Consider the following 23807-nt stretch of genomic DNA (forward strand, 5'->3'; position numbering starts at 1 on the left):
CTTTGTTGGTGTTTTCATCGCCGATAAAAATGGGCTTATTTCACCCGCGCTAAAGGACCTAAAAATGGGCATGGCAATGTTCGGATTTTTCAAAAAAAATGCTGTTCGGGTAACCTATGGCCCGTACACCTTTAAATAACTAAGTGGCTGATTATCAACAGGTGTTTATTTAGATTCAAAACCAAGCCTAATATTTAACATTCTGAATATCAATCAATTAAGCGTTATGGTATTTCAATAAACACTAAAGGGGTGTCAAAACCGAACATGTGGTTACTACATACCTTTGTTGATGGCTTCATACACCACATCCTGTATCCTCGGCCTGATGTTAAGGCTGCCCAGCTTACTGCCCACATTGGGGTTTACCCGGTTGGATAGGAAGATGTATACCAGGTTGTATTTAGGATCAACCCATACGCAGGTGCCTGTAAAACCGGTGTGGCCAAAAGTTTGGTCGGAAGCCAGTTTGGATGGGTAGTGCCTGTCGGTAATTGGGTCCCAGCGGTCAAAACCTAAGCCTCGCCTGCTTACAGGCGATTGTTTGGAGGTAAACAGGTCTACCACCTCGGGCTTAAAGAATTGTACGCCGCCGTAGGTGCCCTTGTTCAGCAGCATCTGGTATAGTATGGCAACATCATTGGCGCTGGCAAACAGGCCGGCATGGCCCGCAACTCCGCCTTTAAGCGCGGCAGTAGGATCATGCACGTAGCCATCCAATAAACTCATGCGGTATTCCTGGTCATTTTCGGTCGGGATGATCTGTGCCGGGCTAAACCTGTGCAAGGGTAAAAAACCAGCTGTTTGCATACCCAGCGGAGTATAAAACTGCTGCTGTACATACACATTCTCGGGGATAGAGGTAATGCTTTCTACTACCTCCTGCATAAACAGCATGCTTACGTCGCTGTAAACGTACTGCCCCCGGGTTTTCAGTGGTGAATTGAGCATATCAGGCAGCATCACATCTTTAAAATAATCCTTCCGCAAAAAATAATGGTCAGATACCCTGGTTGGGTAGGTCGCCGAGGAATCGGTACTATGATCTGATGGTTTTACCTTTTCAAATGATTGGATATCAGGAATAAATCCGGCCTGGTGCAACAATACCTCGCGCAGCTTTACATCGTTTTTATTGCTGGTGCGGGCCAGGGGCAGATAATCGCCTAAGGTGTTTTCAACACTTAGCTTGCCCTGGTCAACCAGTTGCATGGCCTCTACCGTGGTAGCCGATATTTTGGTCATGGATGCAAGGTCGAAGATATCAGTCAGTTTATCGGGCATTACATTATCGTAGGTGTGGTAGCCATAGGCTTTATTAAATATCACCTTGCCATCTTTGGCAACCAGTACCACGCAGCCCGGAGTGGCATGTTGGGTAATGGCCTCGCGGGCTATCTGGTCAATCTCCTGCAGGTTGTTGGAGTTAATACCTACATCTTCGGGCACGCTGTATTGTAGCCTGCTTTGCTGGGTAACAAACCCCATTCCGCTGCTATAAAGAGCCGAGTAGGTTTTGGCTAATTTTTGCGTAATGGCCACCCCGCCAAATATGGCCTGGGCCGCATACGAAGCCGATACCGGCGACACCCTTTCGGACCAGATTACCGGCACTGTTGTATTATTTAGCTTGTTTAACAGCGCGCCATTTCCAAAGGCGGCGATGATAACCCGCTTTATTTTTTGATTGGTGGTAATAAAATCTGTCAACAGCGGGTTACCCAGATCGGCGTCATTTACCTGTAAAATAATAGTGTTGTACCACTTTAAATCGGCAGCAAGCGTATTCAGATTTTTACCATTGCCATCAAACACCTGCACTTTGCAGTATTTATTAAGCAGGCTATCAAAAACGCTGGCGTACTGGCTGGTAAAATGTACGCTGGCAATTTTTAAATCTTCCAGCTTTTGCAGCGGGATAGTATATTGAGCGTTGTTGAGCAAAACGGTTGAGTTTTGAACCAATCGTTCTTCGGCAACATAGGCGCGCCCGGTAAAAGGTGGATTTTGAGCGCAGGCGGTATTAAATAATGCAAACCCTAACAATACTACAGAGACACAGCCCCATTTATTTTTTATCATATACTTTAACTCCGTTTATATAGGTTTGGGTTACTTTGGTAGTTGGTAATTCGGCGCCTTTTACTTTCATGATATCCTTATCCAGTATTACAAAATCGGCATACTTGCCCGGTTCAATACTGCCTTTTTCTTTTTCTTCAAAGTTGGCTTTTGCGGCCCATATGGTTATTCCTCTTAACGCTTCGGTACGGCTTAAAGCATTTTCCTTTTGGAAACCGTGTTCAGGAAAACCCTTCAGGTCCTGCCGCTCTACCGCTGCATAAAACGTATACATCGGGTTAATGTTTTCTACCGGGAAATCTGTTCCCAACGGAATCCATCCGTTTTGATTTAACAGCGTTTTATAAATGTATGCTGATGATTTCAGTCTTTTATCACCCAGGCGCTTGCCCGCCCAGTACATATCTGATGTAGCATGTGTAGGCTGTACCGATGGGATGATGCTGTTATCGCCAAAAAGGGCAACATCTTCGGGCGCCACAATTTGTGAATGCTCTATCCTCCAGCGGAGATCGTTTTTACCTTTTAAAACAGATGCATATATTTTTAACATTACCCGGTTGGCCGAATCGCCGATGGCATGGGTGCACATCTGGAAGCCTTTGGCTGCAATTTTCTTTGCTACCTCCTCAAAATGGGCCTGGCTGCTCAATAAGAAGCCACTCCATTTCGGCTGGTCGGCATAAGGCTTTAGTAAACAGGCCCCGCGGGAGCCCAAAGCACCATCGGCATAAACCTTAAACGCGCGAACATTTAGGCCCGGCGTTTTAAACGCGCCACGTTTAAACAGGTAATCGTAATTCTCAGGCCTGTCTGATAGCATGACATACATGCGCATTTTTAATGATCCTTTATGCTGCAAATCGGCAATGGTATTAATCATGGTATAAGGCAGCCCGCAATCATCAACCGTAGTTAAGCCAACGGCGAAACAGTTTCTTTGTGCCGATAGCAGGGCATTCTCCACAACAGGAGCCGTTGGCTCGGGCACTTTGCGGGTAACAATGCCTACGGCGTTATCAACCATGATGCCGGTGAGCTTCCCGCTAATGGTTTCTATCTCACCACCGGTTATAGTTTGCCCGGGTTTTACGCCTGCAATGTTTAAAGCAGCCTGGTTGGCAATAATAGCATGCCCGTCAACCCGGCTCAATATTACCGGGCGTACCGGGAACAGGCTATCCAGTTTGGCCTTGTCCGGAAACTGTTTTTTAGCCCAGTCGTTTTGGTCCCAACCCCGGCCAATAATCCAGCCATCGGGGTTGCGTGTCGAGTAAGCCTGAACTGAATCAACCACCTCGCCCCAGCTTTTGGTTCCATCCAGGTTTACTTCCTGCAGGCCTAATCCATATTCATAAAAATGGGCGTGGGCGTCAATAAAACCTGGATAAACGGCAGCGCCTTTGGCATCAACTACTTCATGGGCCAGGTATTTTTGCTCTAACGTATCGGCGTTGCCAACAGCTACAATTTTACCTTTGCTTACCACAAATGCGTTGGCTGTAGTAAAAGCGCTATCAACGGTATAAACAACCGCGTTTTTTATTAGCAAATCGGCATTATACTCTTTTTGTTTGCAGGCTGCAGCCAGGAGCAGCAGCGCCGGCAATAATTTCTTCATAAGCTTTTAAAAGTATCAAGTAGTAAGTATCAAGAACGCTCGCAATGTTGAATAGTTTGCAAATTACTTGTAGATACTGATCAATTACAAAACTAATGTATTCTCAGTCAAATCTGGATACTTGCTACTTACTACTTGATACTACAAAATCATAAAGTTATGCCTTCAAATATTTAATTTAGCATCGAAAACGAAATTGAAGGGAATTTTTTTAAATGTCAGATATAATTCAGCTTTTACCAGATGCCGTTGCCAACCAGATTGCTGCAGGCGAGGTGGTACAACGACCGGCATCGGCGGTAAAAGAATTGGTGGAGAACGCGATTGATGCCGGGGCGGGTAAAATACAGCTCATTATTAAAGATGCCGGAAAATCATTGATACAGGTTATTGACGATGGCTGCGGCATGAGCCTTACCGATGCCCGTATGTGCTTTGAGCGGCATGCTACCTCCAAAATTCGCAAGGCCGAAGATCTGTTCGCCATCCGCACCATGGGCTTCAGGGGCGAGGCCATGGCATCGATAGCCGCTATTGCGCAGGTGGAATTAAAAACCCGCCGACATGAAGATGAGCTGGGTACCTGTATTTTTATTGAAGGATCGGAAGTGATTAGCCAGGAGGCGTGTTCGGCCAATACCGGTACCTCTATATCCATCAAAAACCTGTTTTATAACACACCCGCCCGGCGTAACTTTTTAAAAAGTAACCCGGTAGAAATGCGCCATATTATCGACGAATTTCAACGGGTAGCGCTGGCCAACCCACAAATATTTTTTACCCTGCACCATGATGGTCAGGAAGTTTACCATTTGCCCGGCGCTGCCTTAAAGCAACGCATAGTGCACCTGTTTGGCAATAACTATAATCAGCGCCTGGTGCCGGTTGAGGAAGATACTACCATTATTAACCTGCGTGGTTTTGTTGGCAAACCCGAGTTTGCCCGTAAAACACGGGGCGAGCAATTCTTTTTTGTAAACTACCGCTTTATCCGCGATGCCTATTTGAACCACGCTGTACTTACAGCCTTTGAGGAATTGTTGCCCGATGATTGCTACCCGTTTTATGTGCTGTTTATAGATATCGATCCGTCAAAAATTGATATTAACGTGCATCCTACCAAAACCGAGATTAAGTACCAGGATGAGAAGGCGATTTATGCCATTATCCGGTCGGCGGTAAAACGGTCTTTAGGCAGGTATAACATTACTCCAAGTTTGGATTTTGACCAGGAAAACAGCATCGAACACCTGATAACCCCAAAACCTTTTGAGGAGATTATTGCCCCGACAATTTCCTTTAACCCTGACTTTAACCCCTTTGCTGCCGAGAAAAAATCATCAGGAACACGCGAGCAGCATCCTTTTTTGAGGGATAACAACGATTACCGCAACACCCCTATACCCAATAACTGGGATACGCTGTACGAGATAAGCAAAAAAGAAACCAACCTGCAGCAGCAGATGCACAACGAAAAAAGCATTGCTGTTGATGAGCAGGAGGTAAGCAAACCCAGCGAGCGGCAATTGTTCCAGATTCATAACCGGTTTATTTTATCGCAAATTAAATCGGGCTTTATGCTGATAGGGCAGCAGGCCGCGCATGAGCGCATTTTGTACGAACGCTTTTTACAACAACTGCAGCATCACTCGGGCGTAAGCCAGCAAAGTTTATTTCCACAATCGGTAACACTAAACGGCAGCGATTTTGAGTTATTGAGGGAGCTTTTGCCCGATATTAAGGCCCTCGGCTTTGATATCCGTGAGTTTGGTAAAAACACCGTGGTTGTTGACGGCATACCGGCCGATTTGAGCAATGTTGACGAACACGAACTTTTAGAACATTTATTGGAAGGGTTTAAAAACAATATGGCCATTTTAAAAGTAGATAAGCGGGATAACCTGGCACGGTCATTAGCCCGTAATGCTGCGCTTAAAACCGGCACCAAATTATCATTGGAAGAAATGAACCAGCTTATCGACCAGCTTTTTGCCTGCCAATCGCCTAACCAGGCATTGAACGGTAAGCCCGTAATCAGTACATTTACGCTGGCCGAATTAATGGAACGCTTTGAAAAATAGCCCCGGGGCTTTAATTATACTATGAACGGATACAATCAATCGCCTTTTGCCAATATCACACCGGTAGTAAAAAACCTGCTGATTATAAATGTTTTGTTTTTTATAGGAGATCTTACCATCGGGAAATATATTCCTAAGATAATGCAGGTTTTACCTGTTTATTATTTTAATTCTCCATTTTTTAGGCCTTGGGAAATAATCACCTACATGTTTATGCACGGCGGTTTTACGCACATCTTTTTCAATATGTTCGCGCTGTTTTCTTTTGGTCCTATCCTGGAATATGCCATGGGATCAAAAAAGTTTTTCAATCTGTATTTTTTATGCGGAATAGGTGGAGTTCTTTGTAATTTTGCAGTTCAGGCCTATGAAGTACATGCCATTACCGGCGCATTTACCTTATCGCATCCAGAGCTTCAGTCAACATTTGATCAATATCTTGGAGGAGGCGAAAAGCTTGCTGCAATTTACTATGTACCAACGGTAGGAGCATCCGGTGCAATATTTGGCTTGCTGGTAGCCTTTGGCATGTTGTATCCGAACCTTGAATTAATGATCATGTTTATACCCGTGCCCATCAAGGCAAAATATATTATACCAATATATATTGTTATAGAGCTATTTATGGGATATGAAAAATTTTCATGGGATCCGGTAGCACACTTTGCCCATCTTGGCGGTGCATTAATTGGTTATCTGATGGTAAAAATTTGGCGATTGCAGCATAACTAACAATTTTTAACAATAAACAGGAGTTATCAAATTAATAACGGTTTTATTATGAGCACCCTTTGGCAAAATATCCAATACAAAATGCTGCGGTCGGGCAATAAGCTCAACCTGCTTATTGGTATTAATGTGATTGTTTTTTTGGCGATAAACGTCCCGGCTGTGCTTGAACATATGATTACAAGTTTTAGCAGGCCAAGTACAATTGAGTTTTACGCGTTTGATTATTTAGCAACTACTGCTCACCTGCCCAAATTACTTACCCGTTTTTGGACCCCATTCACCTACATGTTTATGCATGACGGCATATTTCATATCCTGTTCAACATGCTTTGGCTGTACTGGATGGGCCAGATATTTGAGGAGTACCTGGGCAACAAACGTACCATTGGCCTTTACATTATGGGGGGGCTTTCCGGCGCTTTGTTGTTTATAGCTTGTTTTAATCTTTTCCCGGCCTTTTCTCAAAATCCGGCCCTGTTGGCTGTGCCGGTTGTCGGAGCATCGGCAAGTGTTATGGCTATTGTTGTTGCTACCGCTACGCTACTGCCAAATTATACTATTTCATTAATATTGATTGGCCCGGTTAAGCTAAAATGGCTTGTTTTTGTGATCCTGGTAATTGACTTTTTGAGTATCGTTGGCCCCAACGCCGGTGGCGAAATAGCACATTTGGGAGGTGCGCTGTTTGGCTTTATATATATTAAACAGCTACAGCGTGGTCATGATTGGATAACAGGCATCGCCAACATCTTCAAATCAAAGTCAAAATTGAAGGTTGTATACAGCAATACCGGTAAAAACAGCACGGAGTATCCGCGCCAGGACGAAATTGATCGTATATTAGATAAAATATCACAAACGGGTGTTGATAGCCTGAGCAGACAGGAGAAAGAGACATTAGCCCGCGCAAGCAAGAATGAAAAATAAAAAAAGTGGATTAGGTTTTATTGATAAAGTATTTTTATGGATAAACCTGCTGCTTTGCGTTGCTTTATTGCTTAGTTATCTTGCCCCCTCGGTTAACCCCAAAACTTTTTGGCTGATTGCCTTTTTTGGCCTGGCCTACCCGCCAATACTATTGCTAAATGTAATCATGATGCTGGTTTGGCTATTGCGCTGGCGCTGGCCGGCGGCGCTTTCAATGATCACTATTTTGATTGGCTGGGGAGTGCTCAATAACAATATTGGGTTGCGCGCGGCATCAACATTTTCGCCGGCACCGGGTATAAATTCGATACGGTTGATTACCTACAACGTACATAACTTTAAACGCTTTGGGTCAAAAAACGATGTATCCACCAAGCACGAGATCCTGGAACTTATTAATGATCAAAAGCCCGATATTATCGGTTTCCAGGAGTTTTATACCCGCTACAAAGGCGAGTATGATATGCGCGACTCCATCGTAAAAATAATGGGAGCCAAAAACTATTATTTCGAGCCGCTTAACTTCAATAGCTCAGAAGCAATAGGGATGGCCATTTTCTCCAAGTATCCCATTGTAGCCAAGGGCTTAATCCAGCTGGCTGCCGACAGGTCATCGGCAAACCAGTGTTTGTACATCGATGTAAAAAAAGGCGAAAAAACATTCAGGGTTTACAGTCTTCATTTGCAATCGATAAGATTTAACCCCGAGGATTATAAATACCTGGATAGCGTATCAAAAAAAGGGAAAACGGATATGCAAGCAACTAAAAGACTTGGCGGCAAACTAAAAACAGCATTTATAAAGCGGAGCGAACAGGTTTTCAAAATAAAGGCACATGCCGCGCAATGTCCATACCCCTATGTCATATCCGGCGATTTTAACGATACACCTACATCCTTTGCAGTTAACCAAATGGCAAAAGGGCTTAAAAATGCATTCCGCGAAAAAGGGGCCGGTTTTGGGCGCACCTATAATGGCGACTTCCCCAATTACCAGATAGATTACATTATGGTGAGCCCGCAGTTTGATGTGGCATCGTACCTAATCATCGAAAAAAAGCTTTCTGATCACTTTCCGCTGCGGAGCGATTTGATGTTGAATTAAATATCGGGCATGAAAATTCTGGTCACAGGTTCATCCGGTCAGTTAGGTTCGGCCACCGTAAAACATTTAAAGGCGTTTGGCCACCATATTACCGGCGTCGATGTAATACCCGCAGCTACCACGGATGATATCATCGACATAAAAAACAAAAGCGAGACCGAAAACCTTTGCCGTGGGTTTGATGCCATTATTCATACTGCAGCCGTACATGGCAAGCACTATGAGCTTAATTACCCAAGGGAAGCTTTTATACAAACAAATATTATAGGTACGCTTAATTTACTTAATGCCTGTGTTAAACATGGTGTAAACAGGTTTTTGTATACCAGCACAACATCCATTTATGGCAGCGCCTTAATTGACCATGAAAAGGCAGTTTGGGTGGATGAAAACCTGCCCGAAAAACCACGCGATATTTATGATATTACCAAGCAAACTACCGAGCAGCTTTGCAAAGATTTTTTTTATAAAGAAGGCCTGCAAACATCAGTATACCGGGTTGGGCGTTTTTTGCCCGAGGAGGATAACCTAAAAATAAACCACCGGATTTATAGGGGGCTGGATGAGCGTGACGGCGCCGAAGCATTACGGTTGGCATTGGGTATAACATTTGCTGATTTTGAAATTTTCAATATTTCAAGTGGGTCGCCATTTGGTAAGGATGATCTGGTGCAGCTTAAATACAACCCTGAAGGAGTTATCCTTAAATTTTTCCCGGAAGCCAAAGATATCTATCGGCGTAAAAACTGGTTTTTCCCAGAAAGTATTGATCGTGTTTATGTTTGCAATAAAGCAAAACAGATTTTGGGCTATCAGCCTCAATTTGATTTCGAATATTTACTGCATCAATAAAGATAGTATCACTTGGGTGTAAGCTTTAATAATCGGGCTGCCTGCATTAGCTAAAAATTGAAAAAATCGTAAGTTTGCCCTCATGAAACAAAAATTGTTTGTTTACAATACTTTATCCCGCAAAAAAGAAGAATTTAAGGCCCTTAATGCCCCGCATGTGGGCATGTACGTGTGTGGCCCAACTGTTTACAGCGATGTGCATTTGGGTAACTGCCGTACCTATATATCTTTCGATCTGATGTTTCGTTACCTTAACCATTTAGGGTACAAGGTGCGCTATGTACGTAACGTAACTGATGCCGGCCACCTGGAAGGCGATGCCGGCGACGAAGGCGAAGATAAAATTTCAAAAAAAGCAAAACTGGCCCAACTGGAGCCCATGGAAATTGTACAAAAGTATACCGTAGGTTTTCATGATGTAATGCAGATACTGAACACGCTGCCGCCAAGTATTGAACCAACGGCTACCGGCCATATTATTGAGCAGATAGAAATGGTAAAAGTTATTCTTGAAAAAGGATATGCTTACGAAGTAGACGGATCGGTTTATTTTGATGTTGAAAAATATAACAAAACCAAAGATTACGGCGTGCTGAGCGGCCGCAACCTGGAAGATTTACTGAATAACACCCGCACGCTGGGCGGTCAGCAGGAAAAACACGGCAAGCTTGATTTTGCCCTGTGGATAAAAGCCAAGCCCGAGCACCTGATGAAATGGCCATCTCCCTGGGGTGTGGGCTTCCCGGGCTGGCACCTGGAATGCTCGGCCATGAGTCAGAAATATTTGGGCGACCAGTTTGATATTCATGGAGGCGGACTGGATCTTGTGCCAACCCACCATACCAATGAGATAGCCCAGCATGTTGCCTGCTGCGGTAAAAACCCGGCCAATTACTGGGTGCATACCAATATGCTTACCGTGAACGGCCAAAAAATGTCGAAATCATTAGGGAACAGCTTTTTGCCCCATGAACTTTTCAGCGGCGAAAACTCTATCCTGAATAAGGGTTACAGCCCCATGACTGTACGTTTTTTTATGCTGCAGGCACATTACCGTAGTACGCTTGATTTTGGCAATGATGCTATGGAGGCCTCTGAAAAAGGATTTAAGCGATTGATGAACGCCTATGCCTTACTGGATGGTTTAAAGGTATCAGGCAGTACCGAAATTGAAATAGAGCCCCTGCTGGAGCGCTGCTATGCTGCAATGAATGATGATTTTAACAGCCCGGTATTGATTGCCGAACTGTTTGAAGCATCGCGTATCATCAACTCGGTACATGACGGCAAAATGAAGATTAACGAAGTTAACCTTGGCTTGCTTAAAAACCTCATGAAAACATTTGTGCAGGATGTTTTAGGGCTTAAAGATGAACAGGCGGACAACGACGATTTGCCTAAAATACTGAACCTGATAGTTGAACTCCGCAACGAAGCCAAGGCAAATAAAGATTATGCCACCAGTGATAAAATACGTGAAGGCCTGTCAAAAGTAGGGTTTCAGCTAAAGGATAGCAAAGAAGGCACGCTCTGGAGTAAAAGTTAAAGAGGGAGTATCAAGTAGTTAGTATCAGGTATCAAGACTTTGGAACGGGGGAACAGGAACAAAAACCTCCATTTGTCCCTGTTCCTATACAATCCTTAAAGCGAGTTATAATACGTGAACAGTTTGGCCAGGTCGCGGTCGCTTTTAAAATCAGTTTTATTGATTTTTATGAAGGCTTGTACCTGGTCTGCTTTATCGGCCAGGGCGACTGCGATTGTTTTTGGATTTAGTTTAACCCGGCTTATTTTATTATCTGCAAACAAGTAATAAACAGCATCGCGCATAGCAAATGTTTTGGTAGTGGTTGCCGAATTGAAGGCCTGGTTGGAATGAATCACTTTTTTATAACGTTTTAGCAGCTTTGCTTTTCCATCGGCAATTACCTGGTAAAAGGAGTTTTCTGATTGTTCGTCAATAGCCGGGTAACCATTGCTGAAGATGAGTGGGGCGAGAGAACTTTCATCTATTGAGCCAATATCAAACCGGAAGCTTTTAACTGGTGCAACAAAGGCAAGGGCCATAGAATCCCTCGGGCTTTGAAATATTGGCTCGTCTTTTACAACATCATATTTCAACTTTGCAGCTATTGTTTTACCATTTGCAAAAGCCACGGTGCCCGGCAACCAGTTTGCCGCCAGGTAGGGGCTGCCCTCCACATCTATGTAGCTTTGTTCCATAACGGGCTTGCCCTGGTTGTCGTTCAGGATTTGATTTTGTGCGCTGCATATTGTTCCGCAACACATCAAACCGGCCACAATCAAGGTGAAAAAACGTATTTTCATAATTGCGTAAATTTATAAGCTAAAGACGTAATATGGCTTTTTAACGAAACATTATGCATATTATTGGGTTGTTTGTTTTTGTGCTTATGCAATAGCGCTGATTTTTAAAGCTTGTTAACTGATACAATAATTAATATGACCGTAATAAATTTTTATATATATAAACAGGTCTCGGCCACAATTAAATATAGCGGTTTTCGTTTCACTTTAGGCAGATAAATTGCAAAAAGTATACAGCTATGGTTATTTAAAGCAATTTGTAATTGCATAACCGACTTAAAATTTATTACTAAATTGCCTACCCAACATTCCATCAAAAACATGAAGAAAGTATTATTAGCCGCCACATTTATGGGCTATAGCATTTTGGCCTTAGCACAGTCAGCACCGGTTAAAGTAAATAAAGTTGTAAGTGCCGAAGAAGCATTTAATAAATTAGTTGAACGTAAAGGAATAAAAGATGGCTTTTTGGCTGTTGCAGCGCCCGACGGCATTGTGTTTAAACCTGATGCCGTTAAAATTGTTGATTTTTATAGCAATATTGATAAACAGGCCGGTAAATTAAGCTGGCAGCCAAAATTTGCACGGATATCTGCCAATGGCGATCTTGCCTTCACCGCCGGCCCCTACGTTTACCAAAATGGCAAAACTGATGACGACAAAGTTTTTGGTGACTATGTATCCATCTGGCGTGCTGATGCTGACGATAACAATAAATTAAAACTACTGATAGATTTGGGCATACAACACCCCGAACCCGAAGGAGAAATAGTTACCGATTTTAAAGAACCGGATGCCAGCACAAAATCGGCCCCAAGCAAGGACCCCTTTACTGCCAAAAGCGTTATTGTAAATACCGATAAAATATTTAACCACTCGCTTACCATATCAACCATGGCCAGTTATAAGGAGTTTTTAAGCTCCGAAGGCCGCTATTATTTCCCGGGCTTTGAGCCAATGACAGGGCCTGATGTTATCATGAAGTTTATCAACAACGAAGCGATAAGCATAACCGCCGAAACCACCGACGCAGGCAGGTCTGTAAGTAACGATTTAGCTTATAGCTATGGCCATGCAAGGATAACCAAAGGCAATGTTGTGGGTAATTATAACTATGTACGGATTTGGGAAATAGACCAAAACAAAAAGTGGAATATTTTACTTGAAGTTTTTTCGGCTATTGAAAACGAATAAGTAGTAAAAATTTTCAAAACAAAGACAGCGATGGGGGAATACTCATCGCTGTTTTTGTTTTGGGCACCATCTTGTAAAACCAGATCGATTATTCTGTTAGCTGTTTTTTAGTTTCTCGTTACACTTCTTAATCTGTATCCTAATATGCTCCTCTTCCTTTTTTGTAGCTATTACTTTGCTTAGCGCGGTTTGATAATACCCCAGAGCTTTTTTATAATTCTTCAGTTTAAAAGTATAATCGCCGGCTATTACGTAAGCAAAATAGTATTGTGGATTGGTGGCAACAAGGCTGTCAGTATTGATGGATTCGCCATCAAGCACGCGCTGGCGCATTCTGCGGAAATTCACAAAATCTTTGTATTGAGAGGTAGACAGGAAGGTGTCCGCGGGTACAGTAAGGTTTTGCTCGTTTATTTCCTGGTCCTGCTTCATGCCCCGCAGGCCGAATACTTTTTTTAGGTCGTAGCACACATACTCGCCAAGCTGCCATGGCGAGGTACTTACCCACACCAATAGCTTTTTAGGCTCAAATACAATGCTGTGGTGGCTCATCAGCTGGTTAATGGCCTTCTCGTTGCCCATGCCGATATTTTCGCCGTGCAAGCCTTTCTGATCGCGCAGGATGGCTATGGTTTTTTGTACAGTATTTTTGCCATTGGTATTTAACAATTCCATCAAACGGTTATAACGGTACGGCGAGGCGCTCTCGGCCATCTGAACTTTATTTTCTTTAGATTGACTTAGGCCTTTGCTTTGAAAGTGGTTGGCGCATACAATGTAATCCTGGTGCGGGTCGTATATATCCAGCGTATCTGGTGTTTTCTCAATCACTACGGCTTTGTTATCGGCAGCCGATGCTACCAGGAAAGCCTCGGATACAAACATTTTGCGTTTTTTGGCAATGGCATAAGCCTCCTGCGTATTTTTGGCATATTGCAAAATTTCGCGGGCTACCAACGATACCGGGGTTGCCGCGCTGGTTGGGATATTGGTTTTATCGGCATTAATGGTAACGCTTACGCCTTTCTCATTCATACCGCTTACCGCACCAATAAAACCACCCCAGGTAACCGTCATGAATTTATAACCATCGGATGGAGCGAAGAAGGCCACTATTTTATCCTGCGCAAATTTATCGCCCACGTAAAAATCAAAATTACGACCGATGATCATGGTGCTGTCCTCGCTTTTTACACCCCAGGTACCAAAAGAGGTGCAGCCCACCAAAGCCATACTTTGCAAGGCGTGGCCAATATCATGGGCTGCGTGATAGTTTAAAATGCGCTGATAATTAGAGCCGATGTGTTGGTATTTATCCGACGCGGATTTTGAGATACCATAAATCTCTTCTTTATATTCTTCGGTAACATTTTTATCCAGGTTGCGGTTAAACCAGGCTATAAAGTATTTCAAAAAGTGACGGTAAAAGTTGGATGGTACAATGCGGCTTATCTGCTCCACAAAATGATCTTCTTGAGCTACAACTAATTCCTGGCTCAGTTTGCCGTTAATAACGCCGCGCTCAAAGGGTTTTCCTTCCACATACATCTCGAACAGGCCGCTTTTACTTTTGCGGAACCAGCTGTTATTAATGGTATAAAACCCTTTTGATGGCTGCTCCCGTTTGAGGTTAAGGCTGCTTTGGTCTTTAGGCTCGGGCGGGTAATCAATGGCAACAATGTACAGGTACACCATGCCGATAATAATAAGCCCCACAAAGCCAAGGAATGCATATAACGTCCTTTTCCCAAACTTTTTCCAGCTAAATTTTTTACGCATTCCGTATTTTTCCTATAATGGCATCGTCGCCAAGTAATGTGGTGCAGGTAACAATAGCGCTCATAGCCGTGCCTAAAATACCATGCAGGTTAAGGTTTTGCCCGGTAAAGTACAGGTTTGGTATTTTGGTGCGCGGCGATATAAATGTTTTTAAGGTGTGCTTATAATCTTTTACAATGCCGTAAAGCGAACCATCGCCATTACCAATATAATCGCGGTAGCTAAGCGGCGTTGCCGAGTAGTAAGATTTAACATGGCTCCTGAAACCGGGGAATTTCTCTTCCACCATATCCAGCAGTTTCTCGCTTTTGCGGATCTTAAACTCCTCATATGTTTCACCCCGTTCATTAACGTTTGATACCGTGTTAAATGTATCCTCCCATGGCTTCATCTCCTCAAAGCGCATATAAGTAAGGATAGATGCGCCATCGGCATATTCTGGTGATTTAGATGATGGTGCCATGAAGTAAGCAAAACCCAGGGGCCAGTTCTCCTCGGTATACTCCGCAATATCCCAAACGTGGCCTTCTTTGCCCACGTAATAGTTGGTGTTAAAATATGGGAAGCTATCCTTTTTAAAAACCACATTTAAGGTAAACGACGATACGGAGTTTTCAAGCCCTTTCAGCCGGTTACGGTAAGCCAGCTTGATGATATCACTATCGGTCATCTCCAGCGTTTGCACCGGGTGTATGTTACTTATAAACTGCTTGCCGTAAATTTTACCACCACCGGCTATCTCCACGTGCGATATCCTGCCATCTTCTACTATAATGCGTTTCACCTCGCAATTGCGTTTAATGACGCCACCGCGCGCACGGATATTTTTGGCTATGTACTTGGCAATCTGCGAACCGCCATCTATGCATTTATAAGAGCTTTCAATGTAGCTGTTCAGGATGAGCGCGTGTACGTAAAACGGGGTTTTATCGGCCTGGCCGGCGTAAAGGGCGTTATTGCCTGCAAGTACCGCCTGTAAACGTGGGTTGTCGGTTATCGATTCAATAAAACCTTTGGTATCTATTTCAAGCACGGCAGATTTCTCGTTAAAATCATCACCGCTTTTCAGGTTGTACAACGAAAATTTGCTGCAAACTTCTTTGATCTTATCGCAGTAGGCGTTTAGCGCAGCCTCTTCGCCGGGGAAATGTTTCAATATATGGGCGATGAAATTATCGTAGCCCTGGGCGTATTCATACTCAATGTTTTCGCCGTGGATGCCTATCTTATCAAAAACAACATCCTGCTTTTGAAGTTTAAGCTTATCTATAATGTCGATGTATTTGAATATCTGGTACAGGTTTTGCCCCTCATCCAACCCGCCAAGGTAGTGCACGCCAGAGTCGAAGATCACTTTATCGCGCACATAAGTTTGCAACGAACCTCCTATCTGCTGGTTTTTTTCGATGACGCAAACTTTAAATCCTTCTCTGCCTAATAAATCGGCGCTCACTAATCCCCCCATACCGCTGCCGATAATTACGGCATCAAAAATCTCCATTTATCTAATCCCTGTTTTTATATTCAATTACAAAAATAATATTTGATGTGAACTTTGTCTCATCTATTATTTTGCAACTCATGCTGTTAGCCGCTGCAATATCCTCTACCAGTTGCGCCGATAAAAACGACAAGCCCCGGCTGGCTTTATTAAATTTGATGAACCTGGTCGAGAAAAACTCCGTAAGCTCCGTGCCACGGTGCTTTTCCTTCAAATCTTTATTGCCATCGCGGATGATCAGTTTGCCCCCTTCATTTAAACTGTGTATGCATCGTTCAATGATCAGCTTTTGCTCGTCAGGCTGCATGTAATGCAACATGTCGGCTATAATAATGGCATCGTATTTTTCAAATTCAAAGCTTAGTACGTCGGCATGCTCAAATTTAATCTGTGTATCCTTACTAAAGTTGTTGTTGGCTGCTTCTATTTTATCCTCGTCATAATCAATTCCGGTAAACTCGCGCTGCGGGGCGGCAAAGTGCAGCATATAAGGCATAAAACCATAACCACACCCAATATCAAGCATTTTCCCTTTAGCCGGCAACAGGTCATGAAACTGCTGGTAGTTTTTCTCTAAACGTATTTTTATCCGCATGTACCATTCCAGTACCGGCCCTTTGTACAGGTAGTTGTAAATCAATTGCTCTCGATAGTATCGTGGCTGTTGTATCTCTGCGCCGAGTTGCTTAAACTCAGCCTTAAAATATTTACTGATGGCTTTGGTCCGTTCGGCGTATCCGGTGCCAAAATTAGTGTCGGCGGGTTTTATGCGGGGCAGGTATTTCAGGGTGATCTTGCCGTTTTTCAACAGGAAATCGCCTTTGGTCATGCAGTAGCCGGTGCCGTGGATAAGGATGGGCTGAATGTCCATTTTTAAAGCTTCGGCCAGGTAAAAAGCCCCTTTGTGGAATCGCTTGATCTCGCCATCTACCGACCGGGTGCCTTCGGGAAATATTACGATGGAATAGCCTTTTTTAACCCTGTCGGCCAATACATCAATACTTTCTTCGGTACCTTGCGCTACCGGGAAGTAATCGGCCATACGCACCACGGCGCCAAATACCGGCGAGTTCCATACCCAGTTATTGGTAAATAAAATGAGCCTTGGGTTCAGCATCACCAAAATCAAAATATCTAAAAACGACTGGTGGTTGGCGATAATAACCGCTGGGTTTTTAAAATCGGCAAGTTGCTTATTGATGATCTCCTTTTTTACATTCCCCATAATGTAAATCATCGACCAGGAAAACCTCGCCAGTATAGCATGATAAACTAATTTGCCTTTTTCTTTGCTAAATGGATTCAGCCGGAATATAAAGCCCAATGCTGATAAGATTAAACAGCCGGTAACAAAATAGGTGAATGCAAAAATACTGATCACGAACCCGCTGATAGTCCAGGGAAAACGTTTCTTAGCGGCACGGTTTTTAATGAGGATATTGAACAGGAAGGGAATCAATATCTGCGACATGATCACCACGCAAACAATCCCGATAATAGATATGGCCGCTATTGACCGTAATGCCGGGTGCCTGGCAAAAATCAAAACCCCAAGCCCGGTTATAGTGGTTATAGCCGATAAAAAGATAGACGATTTGTAGGATGATAATACCTTTTTACCGGTTTTATACTCCTGGAGCAAGCCATCCATAATGTACAGGCTATAGTCATCGCCCAAACCGAATATCAGTGCCGAAATAATAATGTTCACGATATTAAATCCGATACCGAAGATGCCCATCAAGCCCAAAATCCAGATCCAGGAGATAGCCATGGGGATAAAGGAAACCAGCGCCAGCTCCATGCGGCCATAGGTAAGCAGCAACACCACAAATACCAATAGTGACGACATGACCGCTATTTTGGTAAAATCGGCATTGATGATCTCTACCAGTTTATTGGTAAGGTATTGTTTATCAATAACGGTAACATTCGGGTCGTTTTCAAAAGCTTTGTATATGGCTGCTTTTTTATCGGGCGATGTTTGTATTAGTGTTACTACTGTGGAGTGGCTTGGATATTCATTGATGAAATTATCCAGGAAGCTTTTCCTGATCTCGGCTACATCCTCATCGTTAGTATGCGAAAAATTTTTGTTCAACAAGGCTTTAAACTTTTCAAACGCCGATACGCTAAACCCTTTTAGCTTGCCTTCGCTTTCGAGGGTAGCAAAGAGTTGTTGTTTCTTTTCAGTTGTCCAGTAAGTATTCCAGCGGTTAACGCGTTCTTTCTGTAGCGAATCGGAAATGATGAAGGAGGATACATCTGACGATTTTTTGACGATGCCCTGCGCCTTCAGTTTTTCAATCTGCCCGGCCAGCTTTTCGTTATTGATAAGCGCCCTATCCAATGTTTTTCCTTCAGATACCAGGTAAACCGATTGCAGCGCGTACTGGTTAATTTTATTGAGCTTGTTTTGCGATTGCTGCAACGCGGGCGGCATGTAGTTCATTTTGGCTACATCAAACTCAAAGGTTACATCGTTGGCTTTGTAAAAAAACACGCCTGTAAGCAGGATGATGCCGATAACAATGTACTTGTTATACTCGGGATTAAACGAGGCCAGCTTATCAATCCACGATAGCTGAGTAAAAGTGTGGTTTTCCTGCTCTTTTTTTGTGGATATAAATTGCGGCAAAAATACCAGCGAACAAATGGATGCGCCTATTAAACTAAAGGCTGCGAATAAACCCAGGTCCTTCAACATTTCCGACTCTACAAACTCCAGGCACAGGAAACCGCCGATGGTGGTAAAACTGCCAACGGTAAGCGGCATCACCAGGTCTTTAATTACCTGCTCCACACTTTTGGTATGGCGGTAGTGGTTAAACACATGTAGCGAATAATTGATGGCGATACCCAGCACCACCGAACCCGTGCCCAATGCAATAACAGAGATACTTCCCTTTAAAAAGTAAATAGCGGTGAGGGAGAATAGCGAGCCAAATAGTACCGGGATGAGGATAATGATGGGCGCCCTTTTTTTGCGAAAGTACAAGCCTAAAAACAAAATGAGTACAACAACGGTAGCGCCTTGCGTAAGCGCGGTGTCCCGCCTTAGCTGCTGTGCGTTACCATAATACACCGCCGCCGATCCAAAGTAGGTTGCAGTCGCGATGCGTTTTGGCCTGTTGCCCAGGCTGTCAATTAGTTTATCTAAGCCCTTTATCAGTACCGAGTTTTTGGCTGTATTATTTGGCGGGTAAGCCGGGGTGATAAACATCAACAGATTTTTATGATCCTTGGTTACCACGTAATTATCGTACAGTTCAAAATTCTTATCGTACTGTAGCTGCTGCAGTTTTTTAAGGCCGATAAAGGAGATGCCTACCGGGTCGTTACTAATAATGCTTTTGAGCGCTATGCCCGCCGGTGATGTAAGCGTGCGGTAATCATAAGCCAGTGTTTGCTTAATTTTTGCCGGGGTGATGAGTGTATCAATGGTTTTATAGTCCTTTTCCGTTAAATAAACAGGTAAACGCTGGCTGATGGTACCAAACAATTTCATCACCACATCATCATCTACCTTAAAATTGGCCTTGCCTATATAATCTTTAAATTTTGGCCCCACTGCGGCGGCAAATTCATCGGCGTAAGCAACCAGGCTATCGGGGTTGGCTGTGGCAGTGCTATCTTTAAGCGATACCATGATCACCAGCTTATCCAGGAACTTGGAGTTTTGAAAAACCTCGTTGAGCTTGGCAATCTTTTTATCTTTTGGGATAACCTTACTGATATCTTCTTCAAACCTTACCCGCGACGCAAAATATCCCATCACCAAAAAGCAGGCAGCAAATACTGTATAAAAAACAAGCTTGTGTTTGGCAAAGTAATGATATATCAGGATCAGGCCTTTTTCCATTTAAATGGGCGACTATAATGCAGCAGGTGATTTTTTTAGCAGTTTTAACAGGGCATAAGTTACCAGCCCCACTGTAAGCGAAGCTACTACGGCAAGCGTTAAACTGCCATAAATATACTGCTCTAAATGCGCGCTGATAGATTTAAAAGAGATATCCGAACTGAAGGCGATATTGGCAACCTTGTCGCCCATCCAATACTCGCCCGCTTTATAGCTTAAAAACAGGACGACCGGGATCATGGGCGGGATACTGATATGTGCCGAGAACACTACCAGCGCCTTGTTTAGTTTAAATATAATAGAAAGGAATATGGCCACTGCAAGTTGAAAGCCCCAGATGGGCACTATCCCCATAAAAATGCCAAAGCCGATAGAGAGGGCTTTGGTTTCGTCCGAATCGTTGGGATTGTACAGGGTGGCTAATATTTTTTTACGGCCTTTTTTTTTAAATAAATCGCGGAAGAAGTTGCGCGGCTTAATCCAGGCAAAGGCTATGACTACCAAAAAGGCATTCAACACGCCCACCCGCGAAAAATCGGTAAAGGGACGGAAGTGTGATACCCGGGTTTCTTTAGGGGCATAGTAAACCGTAACCGGTACCGAATCCATATGAACGCCCCGCCAAACGGCCCGAACAATCACTTCTATCTCAAACTCGTATTTAACGGTGTAAAACTTCATGCCTTCCAGCAGATATAAGGGGTACAGCCTGAAACCCGATTGCGTATCGGGGCAATGAATGCCGGTTTCTACCCAAAACCAAAAGTTGGAGAACTTGTGGCCGAAGCTGCTTTTACCCGGCACGGCCGCCTGGTCCATATTGCGGGAGCCTATGATAATGGCATCGCGTACATCTTCCAGTTTATTTAAAAAGGTGGGGATATCTTTGGCAAAGTGCTGCCCGTCCGAGTCGATGGTTAGGGCATATTGGTAACCCTTTTCCATCGCGTAAGCAAATGCCTGGCGTAATGCCCAGCCTTTACCCACATTTTGTGGATAGCTGATGAGCTGAACCTGCGGGAATGATTTTACAATATCTTCGGTATTATCTGTAGAGCCATCGTTAACTACGACGATGTGGTTGCTGTAGGCGGCCACATCGGTAATTACACTGGCCAGGGTAAGGTGGTTATTATACGTAGGGATGATGACACATACCCGCAACTCTTCAAACCGTTTATTGATACCCTCAAATTCCATTAATTGCCCCTGATCTATAATAAATTCAACACAACATTTTTATACATAACAAAATTAGTGTTAATGCTGACAAACCAATTAAATACTTTCAAATTAATGAAACCGGAACTTTTTATTAACATATAAGCCCGCTACATACGCGCTGATTAATATTCAGAAACATATATGATGTACAGCTAAAATCGGCATTATATAATTATATTTTTTTCGGCACGACGCTTGTGTCATATATTATGAATACTTAATAATAAGCAAAATGAAAATTCTTTTAACCATGATATCATTGAGCGCCCTGTTAAGCGGTTGCCAAAACGAAAGCGGGAACCCACCTGTAGATATTGAAACAACCGGCGGGTTAAACGGAGTTGAAATTGTAGAAACCAGTGATAAATATGATGTTACCGAGGGCCTGTATTATGTGCACGCCACTATAAAAACAACTGGTAAACAAGTATTTAGAAATGTTTATGTATGTGCTACCTATTATAATGCCATGGGGCATGTAGTAGCCAAATCAAAAGGCGAAGCCGATTTGGTATTAAACCCGGGCGATAAGGACGTTGTTGAAACGGCCTGTTTTTTCCCAACATCATCAGATATGCCTACCCGGGTGGTGTTAACTACCGAAGAAGAGTACCCAAAGTAATTTTATCGGCTGGGATTTAAGGAGGCAGCCCGGGGCATTCCGGGGAACAGAAGCCCCGTTTTTTGTAGACACGCATCACATGTGTTTGCCCGAAAATATTCGATATTCTGGGGAAACATCATGATACGCTTCACCACCCGGAATGGCTTCTTGTTAATATCATTCTGTATATTAGTGCCTCGTAATACAATATAGTGTCTATCAACAAACTTCTTTCCTGTTTCGATAAATACCTGCCCCTTAATGCGGAAGAAAAGGCCGACCTTGCCCAACGGGTAACCGAACGGAAAATTAAACGTCGCCAATTCATTCTGCAGGAAAACGACATTTGCAGACATTACACCTTTGTTGCCGAAGGCTGTTTTAAAAAATTCCAGGTTGATAAAAAAGGGACTGAGCATAACCTGCAGTTTGCTGCTGAAGGCGATTGGCTAATGGAGATTGATAGTTTTTATTTTGAAAAACCAAGCCGCGTTTATATTGAGGCCATTGAGCCGGCTGTTATTTACCAGTTAAACAAGGCCAACCTGTTTTACCTGTTCACCAACAACCCCAAATTCGACAGAAATTTCAGGGTAATTATGGAGAATCGTTTTGTTGAGCAGGAAAACCGCATCCTGCAAACCATCAGCTCAACAGCCGAAGAGCGCTACCTGTCGTTCATTAAACAATACCCCCATTTATACCAGCGCCTGCCAGGCACGCAGATAGCATCGTACCTGGGCATTACCCCCGAGTTTTTGAGCAAGGTGCGTAAAGATATCGCCAAAAAATAACGGCATGCTTAAACTACATTAAGGGTGTTTCTTAAGCTACCTTATAGGTAATTAACCGTGTATACCGCCACCTTTGTGCAACAAAAGCAACGAAGTTACCAGGACAAGTATTGGCATTTAAACGCCCCTAAAAACTAACAGCAACATGAAAGCAGCAGTAACCCCACAACCCGGCATGCCCGGAGTTATCCAGATACAGGACTTACCTATACCGGCGGCAAAAGAAGGCTGGGTATTAATTAAAATAAAAGCTTTCGGCTTAAACCGGTCGGAGTTGTTTACACGGCAGGGCCACTCGCCGGGTGTTATGTTCCCGCGCGTACAGGGTATTGAATGTGTGGGCGAGGTGGAGCATGATCCATCGGGTACATACCAGAAAGGCCAGAAAGTAGCAGCCATCATGGGCGGCATGGGCCGCGAATTTGATGGAGGATATGCCGAATACACCCTTGTTCCCCAAACCATCGTTTTTCCGTTTGAAAGCGATATGCCCTGGGCAGTGCTTGGAGCAATCCCCGAAATGTTCCAGACCGTATCGGGTTCGTTGAATGAAGCATTGGAAATAAAAACAGGCGAAACACTGCTTATTCGGGGAGGCACGTCCTCAATTGGCATGCTGGCCTGCCAGCTGGCGAAAAGCATGGGACTGACGGTGGTTTCAACTACCAGGGATGAAGCTAAAGTTGTCCACCTTAAAAAAAATGGCGCCGATTATATGATCATCGACGATGGCGATGTTAATTCAAAACTTCGGCAAATAATCCCGCAGGGTGTTGATAAAGTGTTGGAACTGGTGGGTGTCGCAAGCCTTAAAGACTCGCTTAAATGCATCAGGCCCAAGGGTATAGTTTGCATGACCGGCATATTGGGCGGCAGCTGGACGATGAACGAATTTACTCCCATGGGCGATATTCCGTCATTGGGCCACCTCACGGTTTACATGGGCGATGCCGCCAACCTGCATAAAGACCATTTGCAGCAATTTATTGATGCCGTGGCCGACGGAACAATTAAGCTCAACATTGATAAGGTGTTTAACCTTAACCAGGTTGCCGAAGCGCATACCTATATGGAAAGTAACCAGGCTAAAGGAAAAATAGTGGTAGAAATTTAAAAGTGAT

General features: G+C 43.7%; 17 protein-coding genes. 10 read left to right on the forward strand and 7 right to left on the reverse strand.

Annotated elements, in window-relative coordinates; all coding sequences use genetic code 11:
* Nucleotides 1-276: 276 nt before the first annotated feature.
* Nucleotides 277-2082 (reverse strand): serine hydrolase domain-containing protein, encoded by a 1806-nt coding sequence (locus PQ469_RS30515; RefSeq protein WP_274211018.1) that lies wholly within the window; start codon nucleotides 2080-2082, stop codon nucleotides 277-279.
* Nucleotides 2069-3703, reverse strand: a complete 1635-nt coding sequence (locus PQ469_RS30520) for an amidohydrolase (RefSeq protein WP_274211019.1) — start codon at nucleotides 3701-3703, stop codon at nucleotides 2069-2071. Before PQ469_RS30520 ends, PQ469_RS30515 begins: the two co-directional genes overlap by 14 nt.
* A 215-nt stretch (nucleotides 3704-3918) precedes the next feature.
* Here PQ469_RS30520 and mutL point away from each other — a divergent pair, with 215 nt between their 5' ends.
* From mutL to cysS, 6 genes are all read left to right on the forward strand, one after another.
* Nucleotides 3919-5784 (forward strand): DNA mismatch repair endonuclease MutL, encoded by a 1866-nt coding sequence (mutL, locus tag PQ469_RS30525; protein ID WP_090652159.1) that lies wholly within the window; start codon nucleotides 3919-3921, stop codon nucleotides 5782-5784.
* Between the two features lie 141 nt (nucleotides 5785-5925).
* Nucleotides 5926-6516, forward strand: a complete 591-nt coding sequence (locus tag PQ469_RS30530) for a rhomboid family intramembrane serine protease (protein WP_274211020.1) — start codon at nucleotides 5926-5928, stop codon at nucleotides 6514-6516.
* 48 nt (nucleotides 6517-6564) lie between these two features.
* A complete protein-coding gene (locus PQ469_RS30535; RefSeq protein WP_274211021.1) occupies nucleotides 6565-7443 on the forward strand; it encodes a rhomboid family protein in 879 nt (292 codons plus the stop codon).
* Nucleotides 7433-8548 (forward strand): endonuclease/exonuclease/phosphatase family protein, encoded by a 1116-nt coding sequence (locus PQ469_RS30540; protein ID WP_274211022.1) that lies wholly within the window; start codon nucleotides 7433-7435, stop codon nucleotides 8546-8548. Before PQ469_RS30535 ends, PQ469_RS30540 begins: the two co-directional genes overlap by 11 nt.
* 9 nt (nucleotides 8549-8557) lie before the next feature.
* Nucleotides 8558-9400 carry an NAD-dependent epimerase/dehydratase family protein gene (locus PQ469_RS30545; protein ID WP_274211023.1) on the forward strand — a complete coding sequence of 281 codons (843 nt, stop codon included), beginning with the start codon at nucleotides 8558-8560 and terminating at the stop codon, nucleotides 9398-9400.
* A gap of 82 nt (nucleotides 9401-9482) precedes the next feature.
* Nucleotides 9483-10946, forward strand: a complete 1464-nt coding sequence (gene cysS / locus PQ469_RS30550; protein ID WP_274211024.1) for a cysteine--tRNA ligase — start codon at nucleotides 9483-9485, stop codon at nucleotides 10944-10946.
* A 95-nt stretch (nucleotides 10947-11041) separates the two neighbouring features.
* Here cysS and PQ469_RS30555 read toward each other — a convergent pair whose 3' ends face one another.
* On the reverse strand, nucleotides 11042-11728 hold the full coding sequence (locus tag PQ469_RS30555; RefSeq protein ID WP_274211025.1) for a hypothetical protein: 687 nt from the start codon (nucleotides 11726-11728) through the stop codon (nucleotides 11042-11044).
* A 321-nt stretch (nucleotides 11729-12049) separates the two neighbouring features.
* Here PQ469_RS30555 and PQ469_RS30560 point away from each other — a divergent pair, with 321 nt between their 5' ends.
* The gene (locus PQ469_RS30560) at nucleotides 12050-12922 is read left to right on the forward strand and encodes a Cif family virulence factor (protein ID WP_274211026.1); all 873 of its coding nucleotides are present in this window, start codon (nucleotides 12050-12052) and stop codon (nucleotides 12920-12922) included.
* Between the two features lie 96 nt (nucleotides 12923-13018).
* Here the strand turns inward: PQ469_RS30560 and PQ469_RS30565 are convergent, their stop codons facing one another.
* From PQ469_RS30565 to PQ469_RS30580, 4 genes are read right to left on the reverse strand one after another with little or no spacing between them, the layout of a single operon-like run.
* On the reverse strand, nucleotides 13019-14701 hold the full coding sequence (locus tag PQ469_RS30565; RefSeq protein ID WP_274211027.1) for a C45 family autoproteolytic acyltransferase/hydrolase: 1683 nt from the start codon (nucleotides 14699-14701) through the stop codon (nucleotides 13019-13021).
* Entirely contained in the window at nucleotides 14694-16202 is a 1509-nt protein-coding gene (locus PQ469_RS30570) for a phytoene desaturase family protein (protein WP_274211028.1), read from the reverse strand. The genes PQ469_RS30565 and PQ469_RS30570 overlap by 8 nt, the downstream gene beginning before the upstream one ends.
* Before the next feature lie 4 nt (nucleotides 16203-16206).
* On the reverse strand, nucleotides 16207-20064 hold the full coding sequence (locus tag PQ469_RS30575; RefSeq protein ID WP_274211029.1) for a 1-acyl-sn-glycerol-3-phosphate acyltransferase: 3858 nt from the start codon (nucleotides 20062-20064) through the stop codon (nucleotides 16207-16209).
* Between the two features lie 12 nt (nucleotides 20065-20076).
* A complete protein-coding gene (locus PQ469_RS30580) occupies nucleotides 20077-21264 on the reverse strand; it encodes a DUF2062 domain-containing protein (RefSeq protein ID WP_274211030.1) in 1188 nt (395 codons plus the stop codon).
* A gap of 256 nt (nucleotides 21265-21520) precedes the next feature.
* Between PQ469_RS30580 and PQ469_RS30585 the strand changes: the two genes are divergently transcribed.
* The 3 genes from PQ469_RS30585 to PQ469_RS30595 all read left to right on the forward strand — a co-directional run bounded on the left by PQ469_RS30585 (nucleotide 21521) and on the right by PQ469_RS30595 (nucleotide 23800).
* On the forward strand, nucleotides 21521-21910 hold the full coding sequence (locus tag PQ469_RS30585) for a hypothetical protein (RefSeq protein WP_274211031.1): 390 nt from the start codon (nucleotides 21521-21523) through the stop codon (nucleotides 21908-21910).
* 194 nt (nucleotides 21911-22104) lie between these two features.
* Complete coding sequence (locus PQ469_RS30590; RefSeq protein ID WP_274211032.1) at nucleotides 22105-22686, forward strand: Crp/Fnr family transcriptional regulator; 582 nt, start codon at nucleotides 22105-22107, stop codon at nucleotides 22684-22686.
* A gap of 145 nt (nucleotides 22687-22831) precedes the next feature.
* Nucleotides 22832-23800: a zinc-binding alcohol dehydrogenase family protein gene (locus PQ469_RS30595; protein WP_274211033.1), complete on the forward strand. Its 969-nt coding sequence runs from the start codon at nucleotides 22832-22834 to the stop codon at nucleotides 23798-23800.
* Nucleotides 23801-23807: the final 7 nt, after the last annotated feature.

The organism is Mucilaginibacter sp. KACC 22773 (genome assembly GCF_028736215.1).
Classification (GTDB): Bacteria; Bacteroidota; Bacteroidia; order Sphingobacteriales; family Sphingobacteriaceae; genus Mucilaginibacter.

Bases quoted from the DNA above. Each gene is read 5' to 3' on its own strand.
- PQ469_RS30515 (WP_274211018.1), bottom strand. From the start codon at position 2,082: ATGATAAAAAATAAATGGGGCTGTGTCTCTGTAGTATTGTTAGGGTTT.
- PQ469_RS30520 (WP_274211019.1), bottom strand. From the start codon at position 3,703: ATGAAGAAATTATTGCCGGCGCTGCTGCTCCTGGCTGCAGCCTGCAAA.
- mutL (WP_090652159.1), top strand. From the start codon at position 3,919: ATGTCAGATATAATTCAGCTTTTACCAGATGCCGTTGCCAACCAGATT.
- PQ469_RS30530 (WP_274211020.1), top strand. From the start codon at position 5,926: ATGCAGGTTTTACCTGTTTATTATTTTAATTCTCCATTTTTTAGGCCT.
- PQ469_RS30535 (WP_274211021.1), top strand. From the start codon at position 6,565: ATGAGCACCCTTTGGCAAAATATCCAATACAAAATGCTGCGGTCGGGC.
- PQ469_RS30540 (WP_274211022.1), top strand. From the start codon at position 7,433: ATGAAAAATAAAAAAAGTGGATTAGGTTTTATTGATAAAGTATTTTTA.
- PQ469_RS30545 (WP_274211023.1), top strand. From the start codon at position 8,558: ATGAAAATTCTGGTCACAGGTTCATCCGGTCAGTTAGGTTCGGCCACC.
- cysS (WP_274211024.1), top strand. From the start codon at position 9,483: ATGAAACAAAAATTGTTTGTTTACAATACTTTATCCCGCAAAAAAGAA.
- PQ469_RS30555 (WP_274211025.1), bottom strand. From the start codon at position 11,728: ATGAAAATACGTTTTTTCACCTTGATTGTGGCCGGTTTGATGTGTTGC.
- PQ469_RS30560 (WP_274211026.1), top strand. From the start codon at position 12,050: ATGAAGAAAGTATTATTAGCCGCCACATTTATGGGCTATAGCATTTTG.
- PQ469_RS30565 (WP_274211027.1), bottom strand. From the start codon at position 14,701: ATGCGTAAAAAATTTAGCTGGAAAAAGTTTGGGAAAAGGACGTTATAT.
- PQ469_RS30570 (WP_274211028.1), bottom strand. From the start codon at position 16,202: ATGGAGATTTTTGATGCCGTAATTATCGGCAGCGGTATGGGGGGATTA.
- PQ469_RS30575 (WP_274211029.1), bottom strand. From the start codon at position 20,064: ATGGAAAAAGGCCTGATCCTGATATATCATTACTTTGCCAAACACAAG.
- PQ469_RS30580 (WP_274211030.1), bottom strand. From the start codon at position 21,264: ATGGAATTTGAGGGTATCAATAAACGGTTTGAAGAGTTGCGGGTATGT.
- PQ469_RS30585 (WP_274211031.1), top strand. From the start codon at position 21,521: ATGAAAATTCTTTTAACCATGATATCATTGAGCGCCCTGTTAAGCGGT.
- PQ469_RS30595 (WP_274211033.1), top strand. From the start codon at position 22,832: ATGAAAGCAGCAGTAACCCCACAACCCGGCATGCCCGGAGTTATCCAG.